Below are 19739 nucleotides of genomic sequence, written 5' to 3' on the forward strand. Positions count from 1 at the left end.
TCATATTATGCTTCCTTGCCGGTTTTTTTCTCTGTAAAATAATAGACAAGTGCCAATAACGGTAGTATTATCCCGAGGATGGAAGCCAAATTCCATCCTCCTATTGAGTAAGCCCAACCACCCAAGGAGGAACCCACTGCGCCACCGATAAAGAAAACTGCCATAAAGATGCCATTAACCCTACCCCTTATGTCATCTCCTAATGCATAAATTGCCTGTTGCCCTAATACCAAATTACCGGACACGGACATATCAAGAATAATAGCCGCTGCACAAAACAGCACCAAGGATAAAAGGTGATAACCTGAAGCAACATGAGTTAACCCAAAGGCAGTTACAGCAAATAGGAACGCACACCCTGTAAGCTTATGACTCATTCCCCGATCGGCCAACCTGCCTGCAATTGGTGCGGCGATCGCACCTGCTACTCCAACAAAACCAAAGACTGCAATCTCTTTTTGAGATAAGCCGAAATGCTCGGATAACCAAAGTGGTACAACCGTCCAAAAAAGGCTGAAGCTACTAAATAGCGCCGCCTGATAAAAAGCTCTTCTACGCAAAACAGACTTTGTTCGAAAAAGTATAAACAGAGATTTTATGATATCCTGATAGCGATCCTGAGAACTAGGAATCCGTTTCGGTAAAAATCGTATCAATGATATCATTAAAACTACTAACAACCCGGCGGATAGAAAGAATATCGCTCTCCATCCCAAGAGATCCGTAACCATACTTGCCACAGGTCTAGCAAGCATAATTCCAAGGAGTAGACCACTCATAACCTTCCCAACAATACTTCCTCTTAATTCCGGTGGTGCCATATGTGCAGTTAACGGAACCAAGATCTGTGCCGCAACCGACCCCAGTCCAATTAATATTGCTGCCGAAAAGAACAGGATGGAATTCATGGCAAGCCCTGCTCCGATCAATCCGATCACCGCCATAATTAATACACTCAATACTAATCTTTTATTCTCCACCAAATCACTAAGCGGGACGATAAGCAGCAATCCTGCTGCATAACCCAGCTGAGTCATCGTAACGATAAACCCGGCAACGCCCGCTTCTATTCCGGTGGAATGACTAATTGGTCCGACCAGCGGCTGTGCATAGTAGAGATTCGCAACAATAATTCCACAGGCTGCTGCCAAAAAGAATACCAGCCAGCGTGGTATAGTCACTTTTTCTTCCTTCATTCTTTTCATAATAATACTCATCCTTCCTTACAATAAGATACTCACGAATCTGTTTACTGTTTCGTTAACAGTGATCTTTTGCCTTTTCATATATTTATTAAACGTTACGTTCATTAAATATATAATATACGTAACGTTTAGAAATGTCAATGCTTTTTTTTTTATAAAGAATGTTATATAATAACTTTATTATTTGTAATTATTTACATGTTCTATCAACACAACAGGAGGAAGTATATGGATAAGAAGTTAGGCCGTCCCCGCAGTGAGGAGACAAAAAAAGCCATCCTTACGGCAGCCTATGAGCTACTATCGGATAATGGCTATAACGCTATTACAATAGAAGGGATTGCCGCCCGTGCGGGGGTCAGCAAAGCTACCATATATAAATGGTGGCCGGGAAAAGCAGCTGTGGTACTAGATGGTTACTTCGCTGCTACACAATTGGTGATGCCGGTTCCTGATACCGGATCTATCGAAGAAGATCTGTATATCCAAGCCCGTAATCTATCCGCCTTTATTACCGGTGCCCAGGGCAAGATGATTACGGAACTCATTGGTGCAGGGCAATTTGATCCTGCTATTGCAGAAGAATATCGCAAGCGTTTTTTTATACCAAGACGTTCCTTAGCAAGAATCATACTTGAGCGTGGTATCGCGCGGGGTGAGCTCCGCGCTGACCTGGATATCGAGCTTGGAATCGACATCCTATTTGCTCCGTTATTCTATCGTCTATTGATTACGGGAGAACCGATGGATTCCAACTATATTAAAGATCTAATTCAAAAAGTTCTGCAAGGACTTCGCAAATAATTGGTTACTTGTCAAATGAAAGGCTGCAAAACACGCAGCCTAAGCACCAGCGACTTCATATAGTTGCTACAGAATATATGTTTTGTATTACTCTGTATTAACTTAATCTTGTGCATCTTGACTATAAATTTTTGAATATAGCTTTAGACACCTAAAACAGAAATGCCTAATTTCGCTATATGGGAGCGAAATTAGGCATTCTGTCTAACGATATCTATAAGGGGTATGGGGAAGGCTTTATTAATATAATATTCTTATGCTTCATTTACCGGTTCTTTATTTGCGCCTAATCCAATCAAATAATCTTTATACCAGTAATCTAGAGTAATAATGTGATTCATGATCCATTGAACCATTTTAACTAACAATTGCTCGAGGAACTTTTTCCTATCCTCTTTGGCCTCTTTAAAGTTGATAGTTAGTAAGTATTTTCTAAAGTTATCATGCGCTTGTTTATGTACTTCATAATCCGGATAATTATACTTCTGAAAAAGTGTTTCCTCTGTTTGAAAATGGTAATCGGTATAGTCAATTAGTTCTCTTACAATTTTCAAAATATCATTATCCGAATGAGTATCATTTTCAATCATATCATAAATGCGATTGGCTAAATTAACCCATTTTTTATGTTGATTGTCTATTGAACCTATACCCAGTTCCAATTCTTTTTTCCATTCAAACATATTCTTGCTCCTTAACTCCGGTATAATCACCTAGCGATGTATTTACATAAACGTTATCATTTCTACCTGCTTTGTCCTATTATCCGTCATCAGCTATTTTTCACTCCGTAATAAAGCTATAACCCTTCACTACTATGTTATAATAATTCTAATATTTATATGTCTTAATTTATTATATATCATATTTCGTTTAATTTCAACATTTTTCCATATTTTATTCTTGATATTTCGACACAAAACTACAGATCAAACATCGAACAAATGATAGTTCGTATATTTGATCTGCACTATGATTAAGATATTTACTTTGATATAAAGAAATTTTTCGTCACGATTATTCCAAGAATTATGTATCTTTCTTAAAACTCAATTCTTTTTGGGAAAGCTTCCTCTTTCATAATACCCCACATCCTATCTATGTAAGATAGGGTGTAGTAGTTCTCATAATAATGATAATAGAATGCTCCCTTAAGTGTCATTTGATAAGTTCCGTTATCCTCTGTGATAAAACCTAACCTCTTGGCTATCCAAAACTCAAGCCCATATCGCTTTCTTAACGGTACTTCAAAGAATTTCTCAAAATCTGCGGCATTCACCTGAGTACTATATGCAGTCCAGAATAAATAATAAATCATACGCTGTCTCGTAGTAAAACGTATCGTCAAGGAGGTGGGAAGCGACTTATCCTCAATTCTCCTTTGATATTCTTCAGTATCAAAGGTATTGACCTTAAATTGATTCTTAAGTAGCGTGGTTGCCGAACATCCAAAGCCCAGGAAGTTATCCCTTGTCATGGAGGAATACTTCGCATATTCATTCTTAGAAAATGTCCAGATGGAATCCCTTTTATAACCTTTCTCCTGACAGTATAATGTAATCTGATCAAGCAACCTGCGTTTGTCCTTTTTTGCCATCGTAGTTACCGTACTATTGGTAAATGTAAAATCGATGAACGGATATATCGCAATATGATTCGCACCGCTTGAAAAAGCGGTATCAATATCCGCCTTCAGATCTTCTACGTTCTGATCCGGAAGCGCGAAGATAAAATCCATGGATACCGTCTCAAAGGGCACTTGTTCAAGAGCCTCAGCAAGTTTTTTATAGTTACATTCACTCCTGCCCAACACAGACAGGAACTTACTTTGAAAAGATTGTATCCCAATACTTATCTTGGTAACACCCGCACTCTTTAACGCAAGTAACAGCTCCGCTGTTACATTATCAGGATGCAACTCCAGTCCGATGCCCTCAGTAATAATAAAATGCTCCTTGATTGCTTCGATAATCTCATTCAATCGATCCACTGCAAGGGCAGGCGTTCCTCCTCCAAAATAAAGGCTGGTTACTGTTTTTTTCTCACTTATACAGCTTCCGACCATATGGATTTCTTCAATCAGGTGATCAATGTAACGATTACATTTCTCCTCTTGATAAATCTCCTTACAATAAGGGCAAAAAGCACATATCCTTGTACAGAAAGGGATGTGAACATATAGTCCAAGATTATCACATTCGCCATATTCCAGCTGGGTATCGTATTTATTTGTAAAAACAAACGGCTTTATCGTTCTCGTTAACCACATTCTCGTTAGTGAAGTTATTATACTCATAATCCCCCTATATGTATCTCAGATATGTTCTTAGCATATCTGCCATAATCTTGATATGTCCGCTAAATAACAAGGTATATTCCGCCACAAAAAAGTATCCACACTTTTCGCATAAACCAGGTATATCAATACAACGCCCGCAGGTACTGAGCTTCCCGTTCTCCATTACAACACACTGATGACAAGGTGTAGGGAAGTTATTTGAGACCAGATAAGGAAATGCACTTTTTAGATTAAATACCGGGGCTCCTTCCTTCATCTGTTCCGTGATCACATCGCAACATTCCTGTTTCTCATTCCTTGATAACGCCAGCTCCTCCGTATCGGGATACGGTGTATGAAAGTTAAATGACACCGCTCTTACATTCTTCTTTCCTTTCGCGAGTTGACATACCTCCTTAATTGTATCCTTATTGATCTGATTTACCGCCATATAAAAACAGATATTATCTGAGGTTGCATGTTCGATGTTATTCATAATCAAATCAAAGGTATCGCCACGAATATCATTATGCTTCTCCTTATTCCCGTCGACACTAAGAAGTATCAAGTCAGCCTCCGGCAAATCCAGTTTAAAGGTTCCATTCGTAACTGTATTCACAATCAGAAAACCCATCCTCTTAGCTTCAATCACCAAATCTCTTAGCGTCTTGCCGTTATCCTTCCATAAAAATGTCTCCCCTCCGCAGAAAAAGAGGATTCTTACGCCCATATCATAGAGTTGCTTCATCTCTGAATGAATCTGCTCATAAGGATGGATCACACCGGTGATATTATTCACCGAACAATGTTTACAGGTCAGATTACATTGATCCGTTAGAATGATGGTACCTAGAATGGGTAATTTCTTTTTAAATAAAACTGTCTTTATGCCAAACCCTGCAAAGTATAAAAATGATGATAGTTTCAAGTATTTTCTCCTTTTGCATAATTTCATTTATGAGGAAACTTTTTCATAGAGTGTATGTTTATATTAAATTGCACTTTACGCTCAATTTAATCAACTATTTTATTATACATTTATATGAAATTTAAATCTTAATCGCTTCTATTCGTTTATATAGAAGCTGCATGCTCACGTGAAATATTTCGATAAACCGTTGGAGACATTCCTCTTTTTGCAGTAAATTGCTTAATAAAATAGGTATCATATTCAAAGCCGGTGGAGCGTGCGATTTCATTTAAACTCATATCCGTATGAATCAAGAGATCTCCCGCCACCTGCAGTCGATAACGTAGCAAATATCCCATAGCCGTGCATCCACACCTCTCCTTGAATAATTGGTTTAGTGATACACGATTCAAATGTACATGATTAGTCAAATCCATTAAGGTAATTTTTTTAGAATAATTGGTAAATATATAATCAATCACAATATCAACCGGTGATTTTTCATTAATACGATTCAGATTCTCAAGCATACCTAGTATTTGTATTAGGTGTTTTTTAATCCGGCATGCCCATAACCCGTCACTTTGTGCGGATACTTCCATTCCAAGAACAAAGAACCATTCAAACAATTGCGGGTAAGCTTTTTCTGACACATATGGGATACCGGTTTGCTCCTTATCTCTACTGAATAGTGAAAGGCCTGTTTGTATCCTTAAAGCAGTGGATGCATCATATTGCGAATCTGATACCCTCGTACTCTTAAGAAAATCAGTATGAAAGCAAAATGATTGTGCACGAACGTCAACCCTTTCTGATATCGTTATCGTGTCCACTTCAGATAAACATAATATCCCGGGTGCTGTAACTTTGAATGGACGATGATTCAATATCCCGTTTACCGTTCCATTTGTAATAAATATCAATGAAAACCTCTCCGGATATGGAAGCGAACTCAGATCTTCCGAAGGTATAAATTCAATATCTACCGTTCTATTTTTAAAACAGTCAAACTGAGGCATCGCTGTCTCCTTTCAACAGATAGTATAGTGAAATGCTTCATATATGACATTGTAACATATCCTCTTGATGATACACTACTATTATACATTAGTTTTGAAAGGAGTATTAATATGGCTGTGCAACGATTTACGATTCAAGCCTCCGATGAAGTACTGGAGGATCTTAATTACCGATTAAAACATACTCGTTTCCCAAAGCAAGCTGCTCATAATGAATGGGAACGCGGTACGGATGCAGCATATATGCAGTCATTTCTATCCTATTGGCGGGATGAATATAATTGGAGAGAACAAGAAGAAAAGTTAAATTCTCTTAACCATTTCATATGTAACATCGATGGGATAGACGTGCACTTTGTGCACGAACGTGGTCGCGGTCCCAATCCTATCCCCATTGTATTAACACATGGTTGGCCTGACAGCTTCCTTCGATATGAGAAAATCATCCCTCTTTTGACTGACCCTGCACGATATGGTGGTGATTCTGCTGATTCATTTGATGTAATCATTCCTTCCCTACCCGGCTTTGGTTTTTCAAGTCAATCTTCATCTAAGCTTATGAATAATGATTCCATCTCAGAATTATGGGTGAAATTAATGACCGAAGAACTCGGATATCATAAGTTTGCCGCGGGTGGTGGAGATATGGGCTCCGGCGTTACAAGATACTTAGCTTTCAATCATCCTGACCATCTTATCGGAATACATCTAACCGATGTCGGTATCATAAGATCGCTTATGACCGCGAATGATCCATCTCGATTAACCGAAGAAGAATTGCAATATAAGAAAAATGCACAGGATTGGATTGCAAAGGAGGGCGGATATATGTCCATACAATCAACAAAGCCCCAAACTTTATCCTATGGAATCAGCGATTCTCCTATTGGCTTGTCAAGTTGGATCTTAGATAAATTCCATTCCTGGAGCGATTGTCAAGGTGATTTAGCCAATCGCTTTACTATGGATGAACTTCTTAATAATATTATGCTCTATTGGATTGCGAATTCCTTCGCATCATCAGCCAACCGATACTATGATAACTCATCCTTGCCACCGATTGGTAAAATCGATGTGCCGACAGGTATAGCGCTCTTCTCGGGGGATGTTCTACCTCCTCCAAAGGAATGGGTAATGCGAAACTTCAATCTTACCCAGTGGAGTACTATCACCGGCGGCGGACATTTTACAGCAATGGAAGAACCCGAACAATTTGTAGAAGATATACGTAAGTTTTACAGGCCGCTGAGGAGCAAATGATTTATAATTCTATTTAGGTCGTTGACGAGGAACTTGAGCTGGCAGCGACAGATGCTGCTACAGCTGCGCAGGTTGCTGCCTGTTGTGCTACGATTATTGAAATCGTGCTGTTCACTGCTGCTGACTGCATCACATTACTATCAATGTATCCGGTTTGAGCCAATATTCCGGCATGCATTAATCTCTGTTTGGCAGAAACCGAGCTAAAGAAACCAAAGCCCTTTTGATTCGAGAGCCAGTTGTTAATCTCAACAATATCATGAATCATTCCATCCTTTGATCCCTCTGATAAAGCCAGCACGCCTAAGGTTGGGAGTTCATAGGAAGTGCCGTATTTATATCCTGCTGCTTTTAAGCCATCAAATAGCCCCATTGTTTTACTGCATTTTACTTCAGGAGCCCCTTGCCCAATCGCCAATACATGACTGAGTGATTGCACTGCATTTGCGGAGAAAAAATATGGTTTTAAAAATCTATAACAGGCTTCCATATCAACAATTAACTCATCATCTGATTTCTCGGATAATGCCAGCAATGCGCAATCGGAGCTATCTTCTCCTGATGTAAGAAATGGATGCTCTGACTTGATTCGGTTATATATTCTTCTCGTTCTCGCAGCTATCTCCTCATATTGACTCGGATCAGCCAATTGTGCAATGACCATCGCGGTCAATGGCAGATAAGTTGTGCTCCAAAAGTCCTTCTTTAACATTTGATATACGATTAATCCGTTATCCATTGTTAACCGAGGATTAACGCTGCTTGCAACCATGCTTACAATCGGAGACCTTGCAGTACTACGAAAATTCGAGAAGACTCCGACCTTTTGATTTAACTGTTCCTTACATTTCATCAGCTCGGATACATTCACCAATTTTCCTTTTGATGTATAGATTCCTGCACATGACAAATTGATCAATCCGCCATCCCAGCTAAATACCGATTTAATTCGCTCCTTATTCTCCAGTAATAGCGAACAGTTTTTTAATGTATGTTCATTCATGAATAGTTCTCCTTATAAAAAGATGTGGGCTGTAGCAAAATAATAATTCTATTTAAGAAAGAAGATATATTGCCTGACACGAAAATCAGTTTATGGCAATATAATATGATTCCTAACAATTATTTGTTTTGCAACAGCCCTTATTCGCCCCAATTATCATTCTGAAAATTATGCTCTAACCAGAGAGTACATTTTCATATCAAGTACTTCTCCATTCTTTACAGCATTGTTTCTTAAGGTTCCCTCTAATTCAAAACCACTCTTCTCAAGAACCCGGCAGGAGGCTACGTTATCCGCAAACGGTTCTGCGAAGATACGTATAATATTAGTATTGTTAAAAATATAGTTACAGATTTGCTTTACTGCACTTGTTCCAATTCCTTTTCCCCAATGGCGATCTGAGATATAATATCCCATCTCAGCTGTTCTTGAATGAATATTATCCTTACGGAACACCCCAATGCTCCCTACGGCTTTATCATCCACAGTAATTGCAAATGAGTACGTCGTATCATCATCTGCATTAAGCATCGCCATAATGAACGCTCTTGCATCATCCTCTGTATAAGGATAAGGTATTCCATCTCTCAAATTATCGAGAACCTTCTTGTTATTCACTGCTTCGGCAAGACTAGCTGCATCCCAAATTCTCCATCTACGTATTTTGCACTCCATAATTACCCTCCCAGTTCTTTATATCGTGTTTAAAATGATTCCTTTCACCATTTTATCACTTTTTGGGAATTCCGTAAATATTTACCTTGTATAAATATGGACAAAAATTACTTTTAGTAGTCGATTATATAGCCTAAAATCTCGATTCAAATACGTGATTTACCACAAAGAAAATCAGGAATATTAGGCAATTTGACTAATTACCACAAATTAACAACATTGTGACTTAAGCCATATATTATCAAATTTTTTCGCCGCTTCCTCTTTTCTTATGTATAAGAATGTTGATCCTCTCTTTCGATATGTACATTGGTTTTTTTAATAACATACTGAGCATTCTTGAAATCGTGAAAGTGAAATTTTTATATTTACATCAATCTTATAATCTACATTCAAGCTGACAATCACAAGGTTCTTTTTCAACATGTTCTTTGTTATATTCATCTGCTTCCACACATCCCACCGCTCGGTAGAATGCCTGACTTTCTAAGGAAGAATGTGCAGATATGTATAATTTTTTAGCTCCACGCTTTTTCGCCCAATCTTTTGCCCTTTGAAACAATTCTTTTCCAATCCCTGACCCTCGCAAATCTTCAGAAACATGAATCATGGATAAGTCCATATATTGATTATAACTTCCAAATAGCGTAGGTTCTACCGATGCAAATCCCTTAAGCATATTCTCCACAAATACACCTATTACATACCCATCAATTTGAATTGTATTTCTTAAAGACTGAACTAAATCTTCATATTCCTCTTCTGTCCAATCATCAATAAAAGAGATATTCTTAATTACCCAGACTTCATTTTCTTTTCGCCAACACTTGGTAACCTTTTGCCTTCTAATAAAGTTGGAAAATAGTTCTCTGTTTATTTCATCCAATCTTAATTCTTGGTATCTTATCATTAAATTAACCTCTCTGAATAGATAATTTTAAGCATTTGCAAAACACCCAACGCTTATGTTCATGCTCATAAAAATACGTTTGGTTATTAATAACATACTTGTACATTCTTAATGAAACAAACAGATTCATCCCTATCAATATACTTCCCGTAATTCTCGGTGATCTTATATCCATTATGCTGATAAAAATGTACAGCAGTTACATTTACTTTTCGTGTTTCTAATACTACAAAATCATATCCCAAACTATGAGCTTCCTGTTCTAGTGCGGACACAATTACTTTGCCAATTCCTTGTCCATGTATTCTGGAATAGACGCGTTTTATTTCTGCAATATCGTGAGTAAACTCACGTATAGCTCCACATCCAACGGCTTGACCATCTAGATATGCAATAAAAAATGCTGATCGCGGATTTTCCATCTCATCAACCTGAAAGCTTCCTTTTCCGCTACTACCTGTAATCTTTTTCAACTCCGCAGACAATTCCAGAATAAGCTGTTTTGCTTCACTTGAATGTATTGATGCTTTACGGATAATAAACATAAGCCACCTCATAACTATGATCTTAAACAAACTCACATAATAATTTCAGAGTCAAAATTCCGTTCTTGAAAATGGATCAACATCAGGAGCTATAATTCCTTTTACATAACCATAATTAATGGGGTAGTACATATCCGGATACTCTGGATGGTATGTTCCCATTGGACGATCAACCGTTACCGTTACAATTTCCCCAATCATGTTCAACCCCCACAAATTATAATCAATGTTTCATATACATCATTCACCCTTATAATATCCCACTCTATCCTCTGTTTTATAGATTTGATTTATACCCATTCCAAACACACCTACCTTATTTGAGTCAGGATAAAAAGCTATATCAATATCATTCTCTGTATCAAAGTCTATGTATACAAGCATATCTGTTGGCGAGTTATTCGTTAATTTATGGGCTCCTTTTTCATTTGCCGGAAAAAACAGAAAATCACCCGGTGAAACCTGCTTTATGCCTGTAGGTGTAGTTAATTCTCCGGTTCCCTTGATGATATAAAATACTTCTTCATTTTTAACATGGTAGTGATAAGGATAAGCGGATTTGCCTGGTGGAATCTCATAAATTGAAACTTTACATTGTTTTGAATTCTCACTGGTTACAAGCTCTTTTTTGTAGTACTCATATCCTTCGTGTTCGCTTTTATGTTTACTCTCAATTTCATTGATCTTTATCTGTTTTATTTCTTGCATCATACTCCTCCATAACAAATAAATATTTCATAATCACTTACTTCAATTAACCACTTTGAGCTTAACTTAAATTGGATAGTTTTCTAACAGCCATTTTGCAACGCCATTCTGATAATTACTTTCAATGATACCGGTTGCAACATCTTTCAAATCATTTACTGCATTTTCTACTGCGTAGCTTTCATCTGATATTTCAAACATCGGAATATCATTCAACGCATCGCCAAAGGATACAATCCTAGTAAAACCACCTAGTTCTTTCAACTTTAATATGGCATTTGCCTTACTTGCTGCTTTAGGCATAATCTCACACCAATATTCTTCGCGATATAATTCTTGTTGTATTATACAGTTAAAACGAGAATCATTTTTAAAATTATCATAAATTGCTTGAAGCTCCTCTTTCTCTCCTATACAAGTGACGTAAAATACGTATCCCTGGTATAGGGTTTCATGGTTTAACAAAGGGTTTAACCGCTTATCGCCTTCTCGCAAGTTTAAGTATCTTAACATACCGTCATTTTCTTTTCCCTTCATCCATGATACTTTTTCATATCCATCGATAAAGGAATATACAAGAGGAAGAATCTCTCTTGACGTCAGATAATCGGCAATGTTTTGTTTTTCTTCTTTGGTGAATAGATTAGAAAACAGGATCTTTCCTGATGATTCAAAAACAAATGCTCCATTATATGCAATAATCGGAAGGTTAAGATTCAGCCCATTGACCGCAACCGAAGCTGACACCCGTGACCGAGCAGTCGCATAGGTGAAAGGCATATCGTTTTGAATGAGCTCATTTAATATATCCAAACTAACTTGACTAACTTTATCATTCCGATCAAGTAACGTCCCGTCCAAATCTGACACATATAATGTTTTCAGAAAGTATCCCTCCTTGAATGTTTCCCAACGTAATTCAGCTTCTTGATTTCATATTCACTCAGTAAATCTCACTGATGCTTTATAATCAGTTACAATTGTTTCTTCTTAGTATTTATTAATATTTATTAACCCCACATAATTGCTTAAAAATACTTGTCATATTCCCCTACCGGAATCGGATGCTCCAACCCTAAAACCCTTGGCCACATTCCAGTATCATCAATAACAAATCCCATGATCATTCCCATATGAGTATGTAAATGTCTCATTTGTGCCAATATCAATGTAAACCTTGTGTATTCACAAGCTTCGGGATATTTCAATAATTGCTCATCAGTCATTGAAAAGAGATATTCATTTATTTTCTGTTCAATATTTATGTAATAACTAATAATCTCATCCCGTGACAACTCTTTCCTTGAGATTATATCAAGATTATTCAAGTCATTTTCATGGATCTCGGGCTCCTGATAATTCTTATCCCTGGGATTAACAAACCATAAATCTAGTGAATGAAGCATATGATAAATATGTTTCCAACAAGGCATCTGACAATATTCTTTATTCCATAATTCCTCGGGAACACAATTAATGACATTCTTAACTTCCCATAGTGCCCTTTTTGTCTGATCGATAATAATATCTACATAAGCATTTTGTTCCATATACATCCCCTCTCCACTTATATATTCTTACATGTTCCCCATAATATATTCTTATATAATCTTATTAAATCAGGCGCACCTAATAGAACTTGTCGTGCATTGTGATTAACTATAATGAAAGCTTAGTGGTTATATCCCGAACTTCCTAGGACAGACCACCCTGCAAGTGTTGCAGTCAACGGTGTCAAATCCACGTTCTGTTTTACCATAGGTATGCTGGCGACAAAGCTTCTGATTCACAGTTCCCTCTTCGATTGCATGTACCGGACACGCAAGAACACATTTCATACAACTTTCTAGGCAGATATCCTTACACAGCTCATCGTGTTGTAGATCTAAATCAGTCAGAATCACTCCGATTGTCAGTAGGTTTCCATATTGGGGATTAATAAGCAAGCTATTCTTACCAATTACTCCAAGACCAGACAAAACTGCAGCATGCTTCATAGAAAGCATTCCTTTTCCTGTTAAAGTTTCCTCTTCCCAATATTCATAAGGAGAGTCACATGGCAATGGTATCGCTGTTGCACCACATTCTTTTTCTAGGAGTTTCGCTCCTTTTAAGGCTATTCGGTCTACCTCTGTACAAATGTATGTATTATAATGACCATAAATCAAACGTGATTCCACCTGAGTTAATCCCTTTGGTAACGATACCCCAAATGCAATTACTGATTTGCAATCTTTATAAATGTCAGTCGGTGAAAATCCTTTGGGAGCACCATCAAATCTTCGGATATCTCCAATGCCACACACATCTGCCCCACAGGATAGAACAAGCTGCTTAATTAAATCCTCCATCGTACACCCTCTTTCTGTTAAGGAATTATGTTAATACCATGCCATTCACATCGCATTGACCATACTTATTAGTGCCTACCGCAATTATTGTTCCGAAAGATTTTAAACCAACGGTATGACAGCAGCTACTTTCACAATATTGCTCCAACCACTTACGCTGCATTCTCCCTAATGCATATCCTCTTACATTATAAACCAATCTAATTTTTATTAATCTTCCAACTACGCAAAGTTTTACTATGCTTCCAAAATTTTATCTCAATACTTTTAGCATGGTTTATTGTGATAATTTGTGCATATGTAATAGGATCTACCTCAAGTGTTATCTCCGATCCGCTTTCTGTTGTACCGGTAATATATGCTTTCTGTCCGTAGCCAATCTTTTTATTAACTACTTTAGATTTATCTGAAATCATTAATGATGTAGTGTTTGTTCCATCTATTATATCTCTGCTTATTGTTACAACATGTTTTCCACCTTGAAACATTAGATAAACAGTTATTATAATTAGAAAAATCACAAAAACGAGCTCTGATTTTTTTTCAACTATAATCTTTCTACATATTATTTTCTGAATTATTCCAAATACCGTTATAAAAAGACATATCCCAATTATGAAATACAGAAATGGAAAATATGCCTTAGTAAATAAGGCGAATTTTCCGTCAACTTCGTTTGTGGAAGTATAAAACAACAAGCTAACAAAAAACGTAGAATATATAATATAGTCTATTACTTTTTTCTTCTTATCATTGTTTTTCTTCAAAATGCTTCTCCCCCATAAGTCATCTATCCCTTACCTCCCTAATTGGTAACTGACTATTTCCTCTCCGGTAAGACACTTTCTTAATTTTATTGTTGCACCGTCTGTTTTTAATCCGGTAAATTGATCCAGCATTATTAATATTGCAGTGTTAAATATTTCACCTTCAAGCGCACCTGTTAATGCTATGTGTGGTGACCAACGATCAGAGGTGTATAGATCCAAGGATATGTTCCCAATATTACTCAATACACTGCAATTCCTTTTATCATATCACATATAATCCTATAATCCTCAATATGAACTAATATCAAATCTTTGTTATTCCCCATCTAATATTTGCTTTTGAACCTTCTTACTAAAACTATGTAATACCGTATCATATGCATGATCAATCATATTCAAAAGCTCTTTTTCCGGAAAATCTTTCAGGTAAATTGTGTTCCAATAAGGCTGGTGTACGGGCGGACAATGATAACCTCTGACTACCTGTTCAGGATAAACCATGCGATAAAATTGACCTGCCTCCGCGGTGCATTTTAGCGTTATCTTAAAATCATCTTCCTGTGGATAAATCTGAGCAAATAACTTTTTATTCAATTTATAACAGATCGGGATATCTCCAAACGGATAATCTTCGTATGCTTTATATTTACTCATGCAATATGTTTTTATATCTTCTAATAACATGGTTCACCTCTTCCGATTTAGTATCAACCAAATTACTATTTACCCATTGATATGAGAATGCCTTTTCATAAAGCTCTCTTGTTCGACTAGCATCTCCATATGATATACAATCATCTGCATAGCATAGTGTTATGAAAGGTTCTGTCATAGATATTTGGTCTGGTAAAAGTTGCCACACTTTATAAGTACTACTTCCAAACTCTTCGATATTTATCTTGTTCTCATTATATATACCTTTTAGATTTTCTAAAAGAATCGATCCTAATATATTATAATCAGGTATAATCTTCTCATGAAAAATATAATCATTTACAATATTATTAATTTCGTTAATATTACCATTGCAAAATTCAAGATCTAAGAGTAATCTGTTGTCTCCACTATTCAGAAAACAATTGTCTATATACTCACTAAAATTTTGGAATGACACAAGTTTTGTCTTTAAAAGAATAATGTACACTAGTATTGTTTCTATCATAATTACATCTCCAGGTTCAAATAATGTCTACTTACATCATATTCATTTTATTAATCTTTAGAAATAATGAGATTTTAAGACTTAAAAGCTCTCAACAACCTTTTTTATACTTTTATTAACATTTGTATTATAAACTCCGCCATGGTAGCAGATTATTTTTTCAATATCATAGTTTTGAAGATTACGTATTGAATCTTGTGCATCCTTCATGTTTAGAACATACTGTGGCATAGCCATGCATAAATCTCCATTTTCAACAACCAAGGCATCTCCTGTAATAAGTGTCTTTTCATTTTGTACGTATAATGAGATATGACCCAGCATATGTCCCTTCGTATCTACAATCATGATATCACCGCAAACAGAAAGAATATCTCCAGTATTTATCAATAATTTTTTGCTTTATCTTCTATCATGCGCAACTTACAACGTCTTATTTATTATTTTGGAAGTAAACATCAAACCAACTCTTGTTAAGCTCTTAGTATCTTCTCCATCGCTTTCCCTTTTGCTAATTCATCGACTAATTTATCAAGATACCGAATCTTTCTCATGGTTTCATCTTCTATCTCCTCAACTCGGTATCCACAGATTACTCCTTTGATCAGTGAGGCATTCGGATTCATATGGGGTGCTTGTTGAAAGAACATTTCTACATCTACCTCTTTCTCAATTTGTTGCTGCAAAGATTGTTCATCATAACCGGTAAGCCAGAATATGATTTCATCCACTTCCCATTTCGTTCTTCCTTTTCTTTCTGCTTTTTGAATATATAATGGGTATACACTTGAAAAATTCATTGTAAAAATACGTGGTTTCTCCATATAGAACTCTCCTTCGTCATAATAAAGTACTAATAATCAAAATTTAGTTATACCTAATGCTTATTTTTAAGCAATTAATTTTTCTAATCCCAGAGAATTGTTATGACCAAACGAATTAATAATTATTAATCCCACTCTCAATTCTATCTTCAAGATATTCTCTCGCGATATTCATCGCATGAATCATGGGCTCAAGGCGCTTGAATTGCGTACCCCCTGTCTCATATTTCGACTGAGCTTTTGAGGTCTTACTTATGATTGATACGATGGGAGGTAGTGCCTCCTCCAGCTCTTTCTTTGTATATGTGCTCATATTATCACCCTTCAAAAGTGTTTTAGAGATATAGAGTGCTTTTATTCTATTCTTGAGTAGAGAATGCTGTGAAGATCCTTCAGAGAATTTCAACTGCATCTTTTCACATTTTGTAATAGTGGTAGTTATCAACGCAACTGCATTCCCCACTTCGCTTTCAGAGTATTTATTCATGTCCTCTCCTTGTCCTATACTACTTCTTAACCGAGAATAATAAATGTGGCATATCTATGCCTCTATAATGCTTCACAAACTTATCAATACAAGTCATTCCATTGTGTATTGCTACATTTTGTGACGCTATATTAGTATCTCTTATTATAGAATATACTTCCTTCGCATTCAACTTTTCAAATGCATATTCCTTACAAGCAATTGCTGCCTCACACGCATATCCCTGATGCCAGTACTCCTTTTTAAATAGATAACCAATTTCCAGAATCTTAGTATCCTTATAACCCTGCATCGTCAATCCACATTGCCCAATCATGATACCGGATTCTTTCAGAACGACAGCCCATAACCCAAAACCAACTTCATTATAACGTACCAGCTGTTTGTCAAGCCATCCTTGAACTTCATCCAAGCTAAATGCTCCCTCATAGGCATACATCACCTCGTAATCCTGCAAGATTTTGCTCAGATCTTTAAAATCTGCTTGCGACATTTCTCTTAAAATCAATCTTTTGGTTTCGATTATCATATTTTAAATCTCCTATAAATTATTTAAATAATACTATTGGGATCATCTTCACACCGAATAATGTGATGGGTATTATTATGGTTTCCTACCAAGTGCTATGTCTATTGTATCATATATCGTAATAAATCCACCGTTGTCATGTATAATCTGTTTTACCTCATCAAAAAGTTTTAACCTTGTTATTTCTTCCAGCGCGATATGATCGGAGTATGTCCCTAGTAACCGGATATATTCTTCCGCTGAAAAGCTTCTTGTCCTACGGTAAAGGTTATAACTGATATCGGTAAATCCGTATTTGCGTGCGGTGTTTGCCATCTTCATCGCATCTTCTTCCGAGTATTCGCCGGGGGCCATAGAACCCGGTATATACTTCGCATATATTTTTTCAAATGCTGTATGTATTTCATTACGTTCTTTATCTTTGTATGGATGATTTGCAAATCGTGCAAAGACCCCACCACTTTTTAACATATTATAGACCTTTGGATACCCAGCTTCTTCTGGAATCCAGTGAAATGCTGTTGCTGAAAAGATAAGATCGAAAGAATTTGGAGCAGATTTATAATCTTCAAATGCAATATTTTCAACACAAAATCTATGATACTCTTTGTATTTTTCCCTCGAGTACTTAGCTAAATTATCACCTAGTTCTATTGCTACTAAATTACAGCCTGTTTCCAATATGGGTAAAGTAGCTTGTCCAGTACCAATCCCGATTTCAAGAACATTACTATATTGATTAATTTTAATTTTTTGAAAAATATCATCGTATAATTCTTTCGGATAAGTTGGTCGCCACTTATCGTATTCTACGCAAACTTCATTAAATGTAGTTTCCAGCCCTTTAATCCCTGACATAATGACACCTCCCTTTGTACTGCAATTCCATAATTGTTCCGATATTTATTCTATAGTCGTATGATACATCCTTGTCATATGCCCATTATTTTCTTCTACCATACACATAAACTTCCAGCCACACTTTTCGTAAAAATTAGTGTGTTCGGTAATCAAATATACATCGGTGCAGTCCATCGATGCCAAATCCTTGCACACAAAATCCAGCATTTCTTTCGCGATTCCTAGCTTTCTATAATCCTCTTCTATGTACACCGCACAAATATTAGGAGTCAAATCATTTCTTTTATGAAAATCATTCTCTATCACTCCTAAACCGCCGATAATTTTATCATCCTTCAGAACTAGATACCACTGTGGTATGCAACCTTGTTTTTTCTGACATTCCTGAATACTTTCCAAATATACTTCCTTTGGAACCTGCCATTTTTCAAAAAACCATTTTGCAGCCTGTTCACTTAACTCAGGAGCTTCTCTTAATACTACGATTTTAAATTCCTCTCTCACCATAAATCTCTCCTATATCTGTAATTATATGCTCGAGTAGATTATAGATACTCTACTTCAAATTCATTCGTTTCATGTCCAAATACTTTTTTTATATTTGGATATTTTCTTAAGAATTCGCATAGTTTCAAAAAACTTTCACGTCCCTTTACGGAATTTGCAGAGAACGCCCCTGTTTCGACGCCCAATTCAAAACCTTTTCTTGTGATGCAGGCATCTCCGGTAACTAATACTTGCATTTCTGTTCCATTGATTATATATGACGTATGTCCCTTCGTATGTCCCGAGGTACATACAGCCCATAGTGAACCATCTCCGAATATATCTATGCATTTACCCAATATAGGCATATCGTTCCCTGAAGAAAAGTCAAATTCAATTAACTTTGATTTGTTTTCTAAGAAAGCGGAGTATACAAACGGAAATTTGCCTGTCTCGCATTCACCTTTGCCATACATAAATGGTATATCATCCGGTAACAATGGAGCACCTGATGCATGCTCATGTGTATGCGTTAAAAAAACACCACTTAAGTAAATAGATTTATCTATTAGCTGTTTCTCAATCCCTTCATTTGAAGATTCCTGAAAGTAGCGATTTTTAAAATACTTACTTTTAAATAAACCTTTAAAACTGCCACCCGGTTTTTGAGAAAAGGAACTGTCAAATCCGGTATCAATTAAATAATCACCATACTTATCATGACTAATTACATGTGCTAAAACCGGTATCTTGGCGAAACCCTCACACAACTGTGCAGCTTTAGGGTTGTTTAGATTTATCAACCCGGATACTTTGCTAATGATATTGCCTGTATTCAGTGTCTCAATCCTTATCGGTGCAGGGTTTTTAAATACGGATTCCCAATCTGCGAATTCCGATTTATTTATAGAATAAGTTTGGGTGCTCAAAACTTTATTCATAAACTCCTCCA

Annotated in this window: 28 protein-coding genes; 2 read left to right on the top strand and 26 right to left on the bottom strand. The window is 36.5% G+C overall.

Annotation, left to right across the window (positions count from 1 at the left end; all coding sequences use genetic code 11):
- Window positions 1-5 precede the first annotated feature (5 nt).
- Entirely contained in the window at window positions 6-1205 is a 1200-nt protein-coding gene (locus AC6IWN_RS10360) for an MFS transporter (protein ID WP_497987337.1), read from the bottom strand.
- A gap of 228 nt (window positions 1206-1433) precedes the next feature.
- Here AC6IWN_RS10360 and AC6IWN_RS10365 point away from each other — a divergent pair, with 228 nt between their 5' ends.
- Window positions 1434-2009, top strand: a complete 576-nt coding sequence (locus AC6IWN_RS10365; RefSeq protein ID WP_497987338.1) for a TetR/AcrR family transcriptional regulator — start codon at window positions 1434-1436, stop codon at window positions 2007-2009.
- Window positions 2010-2263: 254 nt separating this feature from the next.
- On the opposite strand, the gene AC6IWN_RS10370 is transcribed toward AC6IWN_RS10365, so the two are convergent.
- From AC6IWN_RS10370 to AC6IWN_RS10385, 4 genes are all read right to left on the bottom strand, one after another.
- A complete protein-coding gene (locus AC6IWN_RS10370; RefSeq protein WP_497987339.1) occupies window positions 2264-2692 on the bottom strand; it encodes a bacteriohemerythrin in 429 nt (142 codons plus the stop codon).
- A 359-nt stretch (window positions 2693-3051) separates the two neighbouring features.
- Window positions 3052-4305, bottom strand: a complete 1254-nt coding sequence (locus tag AC6IWN_RS10375; RefSeq protein ID WP_497987340.1) for a coproporphyrinogen-III oxidase family protein — start codon at window positions 4303-4305, stop codon at window positions 3052-3054.
- A gap of 7 nt (window positions 4306-4312) precedes the next feature.
- On the bottom strand, window positions 4313-5215 hold the full coding sequence (locus AC6IWN_RS10380) for a radical SAM protein (RefSeq protein ID WP_497987341.1): 903 nt from the start codon (window positions 5213-5215) through the stop codon (window positions 4313-4315).
- A 146-nt stretch (window positions 5216-5361) separates the two neighbouring features.
- Window positions 5362-6216, bottom strand: coding sequence for a helix-turn-helix domain-containing protein (locus AC6IWN_RS10385; RefSeq protein ID WP_497987342.1), 855 nt, complete (start codon window positions 6214-6216; stop codon window positions 5362-5364).
- Between the two features lie 111 nt (window positions 6217-6327).
- Between AC6IWN_RS10385 and AC6IWN_RS10390 the strand changes: the two genes are divergently transcribed.
- Window positions 6328-7476, top strand: coding sequence for an epoxide hydrolase family protein (locus tag AC6IWN_RS10390; protein WP_497987343.1), 1149 nt, complete (start codon window positions 6328-6330; stop codon window positions 7474-7476).
- Window positions 7477-7489: 13 nt separating this feature from the next.
- Here AC6IWN_RS10390 and AC6IWN_RS10395 read toward each other — a convergent pair whose 3' ends face one another.
- From AC6IWN_RS10395 to AC6IWN_RS10495, 21 genes are all read right to left on the bottom strand, one after another.
- Window positions 7490-8479 carry a DUF4003 family protein gene (locus tag AC6IWN_RS10395; RefSeq protein WP_497987344.1) on the bottom strand — a complete coding sequence of 330 codons (990 nt, stop codon included), beginning with the start codon at window positions 8477-8479 and terminating at the stop codon, window positions 7490-7492.
- A 168-nt stretch (window positions 8480-8647) separates the two neighbouring features.
- A complete protein-coding gene (locus tag AC6IWN_RS10400) occupies window positions 8648-9154 on the bottom strand; it encodes a GNAT family N-acetyltransferase (protein WP_497987345.1) in 507 nt (168 codons plus the stop codon).
- A 379-nt stretch (window positions 9155-9533) separates the two neighbouring features.
- Window positions 9534-10064 (bottom strand): GNAT family N-acetyltransferase, encoded by a 531-nt coding sequence (locus AC6IWN_RS10405; protein WP_497987346.1) that lies wholly within the window; start codon window positions 10062-10064, stop codon window positions 9534-9536.
- Between the two features lie 86 nt (window positions 10065-10150).
- The gene (locus tag AC6IWN_RS10410; protein ID WP_497987347.1) at window positions 10151-10609 is read right to left on the bottom strand and encodes a GNAT family N-acetyltransferase; all 459 of its coding nucleotides are present in this window, start codon (window positions 10607-10609) and stop codon (window positions 10151-10153) included.
- 51 nt (window positions 10610-10660) lie between these two features.
- Window positions 10661-10810: a hypothetical protein gene (locus AC6IWN_RS10415; protein WP_497987348.1), complete on the bottom strand. Its 150-nt coding sequence runs from the start codon at window positions 10808-10810 to the stop codon at window positions 10661-10663.
- 39 nt (window positions 10811-10849) lie between these two features.
- Window positions 10850-11317 carry a cupin domain-containing protein gene (locus AC6IWN_RS10420; protein WP_497987349.1) on the bottom strand — a complete coding sequence of 156 codons (468 nt, stop codon included), beginning with the start codon at window positions 11315-11317 and terminating at the stop codon, window positions 10850-10852.
- A gap of 66 nt (window positions 11318-11383) precedes the next feature.
- The gene (locus tag AC6IWN_RS10425; RefSeq protein ID WP_497987350.1) at window positions 11384-12187 is read right to left on the bottom strand and encodes an HAD family hydrolase; all 804 of its coding nucleotides are present in this window, start codon (window positions 12185-12187) and stop codon (window positions 11384-11386) included.
- 158 nt (window positions 12188-12345) lie between these two features.
- Window positions 12346-12867, bottom strand: coding sequence for a hypothetical protein (locus AC6IWN_RS10430; protein ID WP_497987351.1), 522 nt, complete (start codon window positions 12865-12867; stop codon window positions 12346-12348).
- Between the two features lie 129 nt (window positions 12868-12996).
- Window positions 12997-13668, bottom strand: a complete 672-nt coding sequence (locus tag AC6IWN_RS10435; protein WP_497987352.1) for an epoxyqueuosine reductase — start codon at window positions 13666-13668, stop codon at window positions 12997-12999.
- A gap of 25 nt (window positions 13669-13693) precedes the next feature.
- Window positions 13694-13831 (bottom strand): hypothetical protein, encoded by a 138-nt coding sequence (locus AC6IWN_RS10440; RefSeq protein ID WP_497987353.1) that lies wholly within the window; start codon window positions 13829-13831, stop codon window positions 13694-13696.
- Window positions 13832-13868: 37 nt separating this feature from the next.
- Complete coding sequence (locus AC6IWN_RS10445) at window positions 13869-14435, bottom strand: hypothetical protein (RefSeq protein ID WP_497987354.1); 567 nt, start codon at window positions 14433-14435, stop codon at window positions 13869-13871.
- A 30-nt stretch (window positions 14436-14465) separates the two neighbouring features.
- Window positions 14466-14681: a hypothetical protein gene (locus AC6IWN_RS10450; protein ID WP_497987355.1), complete on the bottom strand. Its 216-nt coding sequence runs from the start codon at window positions 14679-14681 to the stop codon at window positions 14466-14468.
- A 72-nt stretch (window positions 14682-14753) separates the two neighbouring features.
- Window positions 14754-15122: an MmcQ/YjbR family DNA-binding protein gene (locus tag AC6IWN_RS10455; RefSeq protein ID WP_497987356.1), complete on the bottom strand. Its 369-nt coding sequence runs from the start codon at window positions 15120-15122 to the stop codon at window positions 14754-14756.
- Window positions 15085-15600, bottom strand: a complete 516-nt coding sequence (locus tag AC6IWN_RS10460) for a hypothetical protein (RefSeq protein WP_497987357.1) — start codon at window positions 15598-15600, stop codon at window positions 15085-15087. The genes AC6IWN_RS10455 and AC6IWN_RS10460 overlap by 38 nt, the downstream gene beginning before the upstream one ends.
- 81 nt (window positions 15601-15681) lie before the next feature.
- Entirely contained in the window at window positions 15682-15990 is a 309-nt protein-coding gene (locus AC6IWN_RS10465; protein ID WP_497987358.1) for an MBL fold metallo-hydrolase, read from the bottom strand.
- Between the two features lie 83 nt (window positions 15991-16073).
- Entirely contained in the window at window positions 16074-16424 is a 351-nt protein-coding gene (locus tag AC6IWN_RS10470) for a DUF2200 domain-containing protein (RefSeq protein WP_497987359.1), read from the bottom strand.
- Between the two features lie 115 nt (window positions 16425-16539).
- Window positions 16540-16911 carry a hypothetical protein gene (locus AC6IWN_RS10475; RefSeq protein WP_497987360.1) on the bottom strand — a complete coding sequence of 124 codons (372 nt, stop codon included), beginning with the start codon at window positions 16909-16911 and terminating at the stop codon, window positions 16540-16542.
- Between the two features lie 19 nt (window positions 16912-16930).
- Window positions 16931-17440, bottom strand: a complete 510-nt coding sequence (locus tag AC6IWN_RS10480) for a GNAT family N-acetyltransferase (RefSeq protein ID WP_497987361.1) — start codon at window positions 17438-17440, stop codon at window positions 16931-16933.
- Window positions 17441-17515: 75 nt separating this feature from the next.
- On the bottom strand, window positions 17516-18298 hold the full coding sequence (locus AC6IWN_RS10485) for a class I SAM-dependent methyltransferase (RefSeq protein ID WP_497987362.1): 783 nt from the start codon (window positions 18296-18298) through the stop codon (window positions 17516-17518).
- Between the two features lie 45 nt (window positions 18299-18343).
- Window positions 18344-18808 (bottom strand): GNAT family N-acetyltransferase, encoded by a 465-nt coding sequence (locus AC6IWN_RS10490; RefSeq protein WP_497987363.1) that lies wholly within the window; start codon window positions 18806-18808, stop codon window positions 18344-18346.
- A 38-nt stretch (window positions 18809-18846) separates the two neighbouring features.
- Window positions 18847-19728 (bottom strand): MBL fold metallo-hydrolase, encoded by an 882-nt coding sequence (locus AC6IWN_RS10495; RefSeq protein ID WP_497987364.1) that lies wholly within the window; start codon window positions 19726-19728, stop codon window positions 18847-18849.
- Window positions 19729-19739 lie beyond the last annotated feature (11 nt).

This window comes from Variimorphobacter sp. HTMS_6 (assembly GCF_059717775.1).